Annotated in this window: 8 protein-coding genes; 2 read left to right on the forward strand and 6 right to left on the reverse strand. The window is 51.8% G+C overall.

The features are described 5' to 3' along the window. The first annotated feature begins 44 nt into the window (after positions 1-44). Positions 45-2,501 (forward strand): beta-propeller domain-containing protein, encoded by a 2,457-nt coding sequence (locus DFP95_RS27695; RefSeq protein ID WP_181907643.1) that lies wholly within the window; start codon positions 45-47, stop codon positions 2,499-2,501. Between the two features lie 77 nt (positions 2,502-2,578). Here DFP95_RS27695 and DFP95_RS27700 read toward each other — a convergent pair whose 3' ends face one another. The 6 genes from DFP95_RS27700 to DFP95_RS27725 form a co-directional block, all read right to left on the reverse strand. Further along, positions 2,579-2,866 carry a late competence development ComFB family protein gene (locus DFP95_RS27700; protein ID WP_115995920.1) on the reverse strand — a complete coding sequence of 96 codons (288 nt, stop codon included), beginning with the start codon at positions 2,864-2,866 and terminating at the stop codon, positions 2,579-2,581. A 100-nt stretch (positions 2,867-2,966) separates the two neighbouring features. After that, the gene (locus DFP95_RS27705; RefSeq protein WP_115995921.1) at positions 2,967-3,851 is read right to left on the reverse strand and encodes a carbohydrate ABC transporter permease; all 885 of its coding nucleotides are present in this window, start codon (positions 3,849-3,851) and stop codon (positions 2,967-2,969) included. Between the two features lie 13 nt (positions 3,852-3,864). Beyond that, the gene (locus tag DFP95_RS27710) at positions 3,865-4,746 is read right to left on the reverse strand and encodes a carbohydrate ABC transporter permease (RefSeq protein WP_115995922.1); all 882 of its coding nucleotides are present in this window, start codon (positions 4,744-4,746) and stop codon (positions 3,865-3,867) included. A gap of 99 nt (positions 4,747-4,845) precedes the next feature. Further along, a complete protein-coding gene (locus tag DFP95_RS27715) occupies positions 4,846-6,201 on the reverse strand; it encodes an extracellular solute-binding protein (RefSeq protein ID WP_115995923.1) in 1,356 nt (451 codons plus the stop codon). A gap of 111 nt (positions 6,202-6,312) precedes the next feature. Beyond that, a complete protein-coding gene (locus DFP95_RS27720; protein ID WP_115995924.1) occupies positions 6,313-7,101 on the reverse strand; it encodes a response regulator transcription factor in 789 nt (262 codons plus the stop codon). After that, complete coding sequence (locus DFP95_RS27725) at positions 7,079-8,854, reverse strand: sensor histidine kinase (protein ID WP_115995925.1); 1,776 nt, start codon at positions 8,852-8,854, stop codon at positions 7,079-7,081. The genes DFP95_RS27720 and DFP95_RS27725 overlap by 23 nt, the downstream gene beginning before the upstream one ends. 574 nt (positions 8,855-9,428) lie before the next feature. Between DFP95_RS27725 and DFP95_RS27730 the strand changes: the two genes are divergently transcribed. Further along, complete coding sequence (locus DFP95_RS27730) at positions 9,429-9,641, forward strand: hypothetical protein (RefSeq protein ID WP_115995926.1); 213 nt, start codon at positions 9,429-9,431, stop codon at positions 9,639-9,641. Positions 9,642-9,757 lie beyond the last annotated feature (116 nt).

The raw sequence follows: 9,757 nt of genomic DNA on the forward strand, positions 1-9,757 counted from the left end.
TGATCATAACGAAACTCTCCAACAATTCCAAGGAGGAAAAACTTATGCGCTTAAAAAGTTTAGCGCTTTCAATGTTGATGTGTATGTTGTTTTCCGTGCCCGCGGTCTCGGCGGCCGTTAGCCCAGCCAAGCCATCCCAATCAGGAATTACCGTTCAGGTCAACGGAAAGCCTCTATCTCTATCTACGCCCGTAATTACGAAGAACAAGACGACGTTAGTCCCTCTCCGCGAGGTAGCGGATGCTCTTAAAGCGCAAGTGAAGTGGAATAAGTCGGCTTCCGGAGGTAACTCCGTCACCATTAGCCGAGGTGAACGCAAGGCGACTTTAACTTTAGGTTCCGCAACGATGACGGCAAACGGGCGATCGGCGGTTTTGGAAGTCGCTCCCTTAGCCAATGGCGGAGTTACGATGGTTCCGCTGCGCGCCTTATCGGAAGCTCTTGGAACGGTCGTTTCATGGGACGGCATTCGTAAGGTAATCCGCATCGACGATCCTATTCAGCTTCCAATCGTAGGCACGGTCCAAAAGTGGAACGAGTTGCTCGCGCAAACGGAAACCTTTAACGGATATTTCCGTCGCGGCTCGGAAATCTTGCAACTGCCCGGTAATTCCGTAAATGCAGTCGACGACAAAGCGACCGACTCCGCCGCGCCCGCATCGGAGTCCGCAGCAGGCTCCTCCTCGGACTACTCCCGAACGAACGTGCAGGTCGACGGCGTAGACGAAGCGGATTACGCCAAGACGGACGGTCGTTTCGTCTACCAATTGAGCGGCCCCCGCGTGCTCATCTCGGATATCGCGGATCCCTCCAAGCCTAAGCTTGCTTCGATACTGGAGTACGGCCCGGATGAAGGCTTCGCCCCGCAGGAAATCTACGTCGACGATAAGCGACTTATCGTCATCGGTAACAATAACATTTACTACGCTTATACGTCAGCGGCAACGCCATCGAACGGTAGCTCCGCATCGGATGCGAAAATGGGCATCCTACCGCCCCAACCGGTTCGAAGCACGGTCGGCACGAAGATATACGAATTAGACTCCTCGGGAGAGCCCAAGCTCGTTCGGGAAACCTCGCTCGAGGGCGGCTATATCTCCTCCCGAAAGATCGATAGCGCGCTCTACGTCATTACGAACAAGTACAGTTACAATGTTTACCCGTTGGCTAAAACCGAATTAAACGGTACCGCGTCGGGCTCAAGCACCATCGAAGCCGCGAATAGTTACGAGCCCTTGTACTCCGACTCTAGCTCATCCGTACCCTCCGGAAGCATGAAAAAGGTCGCCTTGGATCAAATACGCTATTTCCCGAACTCGCCCGATGGAGGCACCTTGCTCGTCGGCGCGATCGATCTGGATCGTCCGGATCAAGAGATGCAGGTTTCGGCGTATCTCGGCTCAGGTCAGACGATATACGCATCCGCTAAACATCTCTATGTCGCCATCGCGAAATACTTGCCAGATGGAGAACAATACCGCCAAATCACGCAAGTGTACAAATTCAGACTCGATCGCGGCAGCATAGTCTATGTCGGCGAAGGCTCCGTTCCGGGGACGGTATTAAACCAATACGGCATGGACGAACATGAAGGGTACTTCAGGATCGCGACGACCAAAGGCGATATGTGGGCAAACGGAACCGCGACATCCTCCAACAATCTGTACGTGTTGGATGAACGTATGGCGACCGTAGGAGCCTTGGAGAATCTCGCGCCCGGCGAACGAATCTACTCCACCCGATTCATGGGAGGACGCGCCTACATGGTTACTTTCCGCAACGTCGATCCCCTGTTCGCGATCGATCTTAGCAATCCGCTTAAGCCCGCCGTACTGGGCCAATTGAAAATTCCGGGTTACAGCGATTACCTGCAACCTTACGACGAAGATCACATCATCGGATTCGGTAAGGAAACCGTGGAAGTACCTATCAAGGGCGCAAGCGAGGACGAGACGATGGCTTTCTATCAAGGCATGAAGATCGCCTTGTTCGACGTTTCTGACGTCGGCCATCCGAAAGAAATGTTCAAGGAAGTCATCGGCGACCGCGGCACGGGCTCCGAGCTGCTCTACAATCCTAAAGCTCTGCTGTTCTCCAAATCCAAGGGGCTTCTCGCCTTCCCTGTGGAGCTAATGGAGATCAAGGATAAGCAAACGATCGAACCGGGCGGATTTCCCGCGTACGGACAATTCGCTTATCAAGGTGCTTACGTCTATCGGGTCGATTTGACGAACGGCTTCGATTTGCAAGGACGCATCACCCATCTCGATTCGGATGATCTGCTCAAGAGCGGACAAAACGGTTACGACTATACGAAGTCGGTTCGCCGCATATTATACTCGGGCGATACGCTCTATACGCTGTCCGAAAGCATGCTCAAGGCAAACGCGCTGGATAGCCTTGCGGAACGAGGCTCTCTCCGTTACCCCGCTTTGCCTGCAACTCCATACAAAGAGGATCCCGGCGGACCGGCGATCACGCCGATGCCCATGCTCGAATAATCGCATAAGCATTAACGAATAAGAGAGACCGGGAATATTCCCGGCCTCTCTTATTTTTGTGCCATCACGGCATTCAGTTAATGATTAGGACGTTCTTGAATGACTTGCACCGCTTTCGTAAGTTCCCTTAGGATGTCCGATTGAAGCTGCGGCTCCTGGTATAACGCCTTAATATAAGCCTCGCCGGCTTGACTGGACGTATAGTGAGGGGGAACGTGATTAAGCGTCAGCAGGACGATATCGATCTGGCATTTCTCGCAATCGCATTTTAATCCGTTGGTTTTGAGATAGTTATCCTCGAATAGGTTGCTTACGATAGGTTCCATCACGTTTAGAATAGACAGATCGCGGGAAAACATCATCATGAACACACTCCATTTAGCTAAGCGGTCAAATTCTGTTTCATTATATCATAATACCCGCGATGCTATAATCGTCGAGATCAAGCCTTTCCCGCCGCCTTTATTAACCTTTGACGGAACCTGCCGCGATTCCTTCCACGATACGGTCGCTGAGCACCAAGAAAGTAATGAGAATAGGTAAAATGCTGATCATCAACGTAGCCCCGATCGCGCCCCAGTCGGTCGTATATTGGCCAATGAAATTTTGAACGCCGACGGTGAGCGTTTTGTAGGCATCGGAGCTGATGAACGTATTCACGAAAATGAATTCGTTCCAGTTATAGATCATGTTAATGATCGCCGTCGTAGCGAGAACGGAAGCGGTCATCGGAAACACGATCCGGAAGTACATGCGGTTTACCGAACAGCCGTCAATGATCGCCGCCTCTTCTACCTCCCGCGGCAGCGCATAGTAGAAGCCGAGCAGGATCATTATCGTGATGGGCATATTAAAAGCGACGTACGAGAGAATGAGGGCCAGCGGATGATTGATTAAACCAGTGTCGTTGAACAAGCTGAACAATGGGATCAGCGTCGAATGGACCGGAATCATCATCGCTACCATGAACAATCCAAGCACGAACTTGCTGCCCTTCCATCTCATTCGGGTAACGGCGTACGTGACCAAGCTTGCCAAGACGACGGTTAGTGCCGTTGCGACTATCGTAATCCATACGCTGTTTAAGAAATAGACGTCTATATTTCCCGCGCTCCACACTTTCTCGTAATTTTCCCAGCGCGGATTCATCGGCAACGATAGAGGCGGAAGATTAAACACTTCCTGATTGTTTTTGAGCGAGAAAAATAGAAGCCATACTAGAGGAAAAAGCTGCACTGCGGCAACGATGATCAATACGGCGTACAACAGGACCATTCCGAGTGAACGGCCGACTCCCGTCCTTCGGCGCGCCATTCCGGCTAGCGGTCGTCCCGCGTCTATTGTCGTCATGAAGCGAACCTCCTTATGAATACTGAATCGTATCTTTGCTTGCCGTTAATTTGCGGATCAGCCAAGTCGCGATAAGACAAATGACGAGCAGGAAAAAGCCGATGGCGCTTCCGTAACCGAAATCGTAAGCGCGGAAAGCCTGATGATACATATAAGAGGCCATGACCTCGCTCGAACCGTTCGGACCTCCGTCAGTCATGACGAAGATCAGATCGAAATATTTCAACGAACCGACGACCGCCAATACGATCGTTACCTTGAATACTTCCATGACAAGCGGCAGCTTGATTCTCCATGCGACCTGCCATGCGCTGGCGCCGTCGATTTTGGCCGCTTCTTCCAAGGAAGCCGGGATGTTCTTCAATGCCGCGTAATAAATAAGAATATAGAAGCCCGCATACTGCCATAGGATCGGAACGAACAACGCGTACAATACGATTGAAGGCTCCGCGAGCCATGCGGGTGGATTTTCGAAACCGATGGATTCCAGGACGCTGTTAAGAACTCCGTTCGACGGATGAAAGATTTTGAGCCACAATTGGGCAATCGCAACCGACGATAACAGCATGGGGATCAAGTAGATTTTCCGGAAAATGTTCGCCCCTTTAATTCGGGCAGCCAATACGATGGCAACGATTAAGTAAAGAATCAGGCTTACGCCCGAGAATATCGCGAGCATAAAGGAATGCCACGCACTCTTCCAGAACGTCTCGTCCTTCAACAGTTCTTGATAATTGTCGAGACCGACGAACTTCATAGCCCCGATCCCGTTCCATTCGTGCAATCCATAATAGGCCGTTAACACGATCGGAATATATACGATGGCGAGAATGAGAAGCAATGAGGGAAGAACGTACAGCGCGATCATTTTTTTGTTCGATAATACTTTATCCAATGCGGCCGACCCCTTTCATTCGGTATCGTCAGGCAAAGACCTACCCCTTAAGATGCGGATAGGTCTTCGTCCCTCTAACGCTACAGTCGCGACGTAATGTTATTTGGCGATGGCCGCGTCGTGTTCCTCCGCGAACTTCGCCGGCGTCGCGGCTTTGCCGAAGAGCGCCTGAATCATGTTAAGGTGGGTTTCCGCCGCGCTTGCTTGCATTTGAACATCCGCGAACAGGGTAATGCTGCTTGCTTTGTTCATTTCGTTAAACAAGTCGATATACAATTGCGGAAGCTCAAGAGCCGATGTATCTACTTTCGTTGCAGGAATGACGCCCGCTCCGGTGACGGATTGCTCGCCCCATTTGGTTACGAAATATTCCACGAATTTCTTCGCTTCGTCCTTCACTTTGGAGTTTTCGGAGACGAACAAGCCGACTCCAGGTCCGCCTACCCAGCTGTTAATATCGCCTTTACCGCCGTCAACGGTCGGAAACTTGAAGAATCCGACGCTATCGCGGAACTCTTGCGGAATATCTTCGTTCGTCGTAAAGTTCGGCAATTCCCAAGTTCCCATCATGTACATGGCGGCTTTGCCGTTCAGAAATTCCGATTTCGCTTCTTCGTTGGACAATCCGTTGAAGCCTTTAACGAAAGCGTTCACATCTACGAGCGATTGAACTTCCGTAGCCGCTTTCATCAAGCCTTCATCGGTGAAAGAGCTAGATCCGTTAATCGCGCCGGCCAACGTCGCTTGACCCGCGATGCGATCTGCTAGGTACATATACCAGAGGGAGCCGGTCCAACGATCCTTGTTGCCGAGCGCGATTGGAGCTACGCCAGCGTCGGAGAGCGTTTTCACGACTGTCTTAAATTGTTCGTACGTTTGCGGGATTTCCAAGTTGTTCTTCTCGAAAATAGCCTTGTTGTAATACACCGGCGCGATATTGAACTCGAGTGGAAGCGCATACGTTTTGCCGTTAATGGCATAAGCTTCAGTCGTTCCGGCTACGAATTTACCGTTCAGTTCGCCGCTCAACAGGTCGTCAACCGGCGTGAACAGGTTGCCTTCCACGTAAGGCTGCAAGAAACCAGCTGCCCAAGTCACTCCCACGTCCGGCAATTGATTCGATGCGGATAGAACCTTCAGCTTGCTTTTGTATTGTTCGTTATCGAGCACTTCTTGTTTGATCGTAACGTTCGGATGCTCGGTTTGATAAGAATCGATGATTTGGTTAACGATTTTGTTCTGACCCGCGGAAACGCCTTCAGGCCATAGATGCATGAAATTGACCGTTACTTTTTCTCCGCCCGTATCGACGGTACCTTGGGATTCAGTCGCGCCTTCGCTGCTTGGCGCGTTGCTTGCCGCGTTGCCATTGTTGCCGTTATTGCTGCCACATCCGGCTACGACTACCGCTAGGCTGAGCGTAAGAAGCATGGTGGTCCATTTTCTGTTGAACACGTTTACATCCCCTTTTTTGTCATTATCCCGCGGTTTGTAACCGCTTCAACGTCATTGTAGCACCGTCCGGACATTGGAATAAGGCTACGGGGATTGGGACTAATACCACTATTATTGGATCGTTTCTTCGGTTTCCGCGACGCTCTGCCGATATTGACCGGGACTGACGGACTCCAAAGACCGGAACACCTTTACGAAATATTTCGCGGTTTGATAGCCCACGCGTTCGGCGATTTCGGAGATTGGTAGCCGGGTATTCATCAGCAATTCTTTAGCCCTCTGCACCCTTCGGCGGGTCAGGTATTCGCTGAACGTGAGCCCTGTCTGCTCCTTGAACAGAACGCTGAAATAACTCGCGTTCAGATGCAAATGATCCGCCACGTCGCGCATAGAGACCGGCTCATGAAGTCGTTCGTCCAAGTACTTCAGAGTCTCGCGAACCGGCGGACTGAACCGGTTTTCCTGTTCTCCCGCTTCCAGCAGCTTCGAATCGACGAGCTTCTCCATCCGTCCGATACGATGAAGATCGCCCTCCCGCTTGAGAGCCTGTTCCACGGCGCGGAGCAATTTATTTTTGTCCAAGGGCTTCAACAAATATTCCACGACGCCAAGCTGGAGCGCCCGTTGCGCGTAATCGAATTCGGGATGCCCGGAGACTACGATGACGACCGGCGGCTTAGCCATTCCGTTCAGCTTCTCGACCAGATCGAGACCGCCCATCTCCGGCATCCGTATATCGGTCACGAGAAGATTCGCCTCGTTCCGCTCCAGCCATGCGAGCGCCTCCGCGCCGCTGGAAGCCGTCTCGATTTGATGGTCTCCGGATGACCATGCTTCCAAGGTTTTGCGGATGCCCTGTCTCGTTCTCGGTTCATCGTCAACGATCAGAATCTTCTTCATTTTTGATCTCTCCCCCATGCTCGTTCGGAATTTCGAAACCGAACGATGCGCCTTCCCCTTCGGCGCTTCGAATGTCGAGTCCTTGCGCGCGCGAATCGTAGTACAAATTCAACCGCCTTTGGACATTAGCTAAACCGACTCCGGTTCCCTTGGACGACAAGGACCGTCCTTCCTCGATTGCTTCACGCAAAGCTCTGCTCGCTTCTTCGTTCATGCCCGGTCCAGTGTCGACGACCGTTACCGACGTATAGCCCGGACGCTCCGACGCTTCGACTCTCAGAACGACGCTGCCCGGTCCCGCTCGCTGCTCGACCCCGTGCAGGATGGCATTTTCTACAAGGGGCTGGACGAGCAGCTTCGGGATTGGAACGCTTCGACTCGCGTTATCGACCTCGATTCGCCAAGTCAGACGATCGACCATGCGCATCTCCATGATCTGCAAATATCGTTCCGCATGGTCCAACTCGTCGCTGATCGTCACCCACTCGTCCTCGTCAGGACGGCTGATGACATACCGGAACAAACCGGACATGGCAACGACGATTCGCGCGAGCTCTTCTTCCCCCTTTTCTTCTAGCTCCCAGTAGAAGGCTTCCAGCGTATTGAACAGGAAATGCGGATTGATCTGCGCCTGCAAGGCTTTAAGCTCCGTACGGCTTTGGATGATCTCCTTCTGATACACGACGTCGATGAGTTCGTTAAGATAAGCGACCATCTGGTTATACGCATAATTGAGCTCATTGATCTCCATGGTCGACGACGTGTACGGATTCGGTTTGAGCGAGCCTAGACGGGCTCCGCGCATCGCTTTCATCAAATTCAAGATCGGGCGAGTGATCATCGTCGATAAAATAAACGTAAGAACGAGGAACAACAAGCCGCCTATAACTCCAGCTACCACGATAGCCGCACGCAGAACGGAAATGCCTTCCGTCGAATAATCGACCGGCGTCAGAATGGCAAGCGTCCATCCCGTAGATTCCGATCGTTGCCGGATAGCGATATACGATTCCCCGTCTATCGAGACGGATTCCTCACCGCTGGCGATACTCTCTTCCACGCCGTAATAAGAAGGGAAGCCGGAGGCGATCGTCCTGCCCGCGCCGTCCAGCAATACCATGGATTCCCTAGAGCCGTCATCCGCGACGGAGGAGTCGGACAATTCGAAATAACCTCTCTCGATGCGCATCGTCAAGTACCCGCCATGAGAGAATGAACGGTCGATTAGCCGAACGCGGCGAATCGCGATGGCAACGCCGGAATCGTTCGGATCAAGCCCGAGCCAGACGAGCCGGCCCATCTCGCGATCCGCCCGGACGATCCATTCCTCGGGAATTCGGCTATTCAGGCTGACGTCGTCTAGCGGGAATAATCTCCGGTAATCGGTCGTATACAGCTCCAACGAACGAATGCCCGTCCCATATGCCTGATAGTTGCTCGCGATCTGCTGCAAGGATTGGCGTTCGGAGAAAGTTATTCGCTTGCCTTCCGTTTCCTGAATGAGCAATCTTTGGACGGAAGCATCCGTTGCCACCTGCGCGGTCAACGTATCGATTTGCCGTACAAGCGCTTCCAATTTGCCCGTCGCTTGGACGGCCGTTTGTTGGATATGCCTCTCTGCGCTATGGCGCAACAGGACGGACACCCGATCGTACGTGAAGGTGCCACCCAAAGCCAGAACGATGATCATGACCAGCAGGAAACCGATGAATATTTGATTCCGAAGCGTATTCAGTCGTCCGAGCTTTAACAAGTGGAGGCACACCTTCCGTCGGGATTTGATCGGTATTACTTTAACACATTCGCGTTTGCAAGTGTAAGGATCTATCAAGAATGCGTTACGGCGGCTCTGTAGAGTCGGATGCGAAGATTTACTAGCCGCCGGATCGGTAAAAAGTGACAACGCGCAACTTAAACAAGAAAAACGGCTTCGCATCCGTAACTTCGAGATTAAAGCATGCTCTGCTGTACGATTTGACCAAAATTGAGCTAACAAAGGTGAAATTCAGGTAAGTAGGATGGTAATTATCGTTATTGGAGCTAATAAGCACTTTTGCGATGAAAGTAGGATGAAGAACATCACTATAGATCGTATTTAGCGAAGAAATAGGTCAACCGGAGGCCAATAGGAATAAAAAACATCTATATCCAGCTTCATTCTTGAAATTACTTCAAAAATACCTTGAAAAACATCGTACTTGAAATGGATATCACTCAACTCACAAAATAGCCGTGCGGGGCACGCTTATTTCCGTCGCGGGTGGTACTTTCGGCAAAATAGCCGTGCAGGGCACGCTTATTTCCATCGCGGGGGCTCTTTCGACATAATGGCCGTGCGGGACACGCTTATTTCGGCCGTGGACGGTACTTTCGGCGTAATTGCCGTGCGGGGCACGCTTATTTCCGTCGCGGGCGGTACTTTCGGCAAAATAGCCGTGCGGGGCACGCTTATTTCCGTCGCGGACGGTACTTTCCGCGTAATAGCCGTGCGGGGCACGCTTATTTCCATCGCGAGCGGTAGCGTCAAGAAGTATGTGTAGTAGGATTATCCAGCGGGAAACTTAGTTAGTTTGTGGAGGGGGAATTCCCTCGGGCATAACGTTCAATGTACATCTTCTCAAACACGGTTTTAGTATCGGGGTCTGCAAATCCACGT

Origin of the sequence: Cohnella lupini (assembly GCF_003386205.1) — a bacterium.
GTDB classification, from domain to species: Bacteria; Bacillota; Bacilli; order Paenibacillales; family Paenibacillaceae; genus Cohnella; species Cohnella lupini.

Coding starts and splice junctions, on each gene's coding strand:
- DFP95_RS27730 (WP_115995926.1), top strand. CDS start 9,429: ATGGCCGTGCGGGACACGCTTATTTCGGCCGTGGACGGTACTTTCGGC.
- DFP95_RS27700 (WP_115995920.1), bottom strand. CDS start 2,866: ATGATGATGTTTTCCCGCGATCTGTCTATTCTAAACGTGATGGAACCT.
- DFP95_RS27705 (WP_115995921.1), bottom strand. CDS start 3,851: ATGACGACAATAGACGCGGGACGACCGCTAGCCGGAATGGCGCGCCGA.
- DFP95_RS27695 (WP_181907643.1), top strand. CDS start 45: ATGCGCTTAAAAAGTTTAGCGCTTTCAATGTTGATGTGTATGTTGTTT.
- DFP95_RS27720 (WP_115995924.1), bottom strand. CDS start 7,101: ATGAAGAAGATTCTGATCGTTGACGATGAACCGAGAACGAGACAGGGC.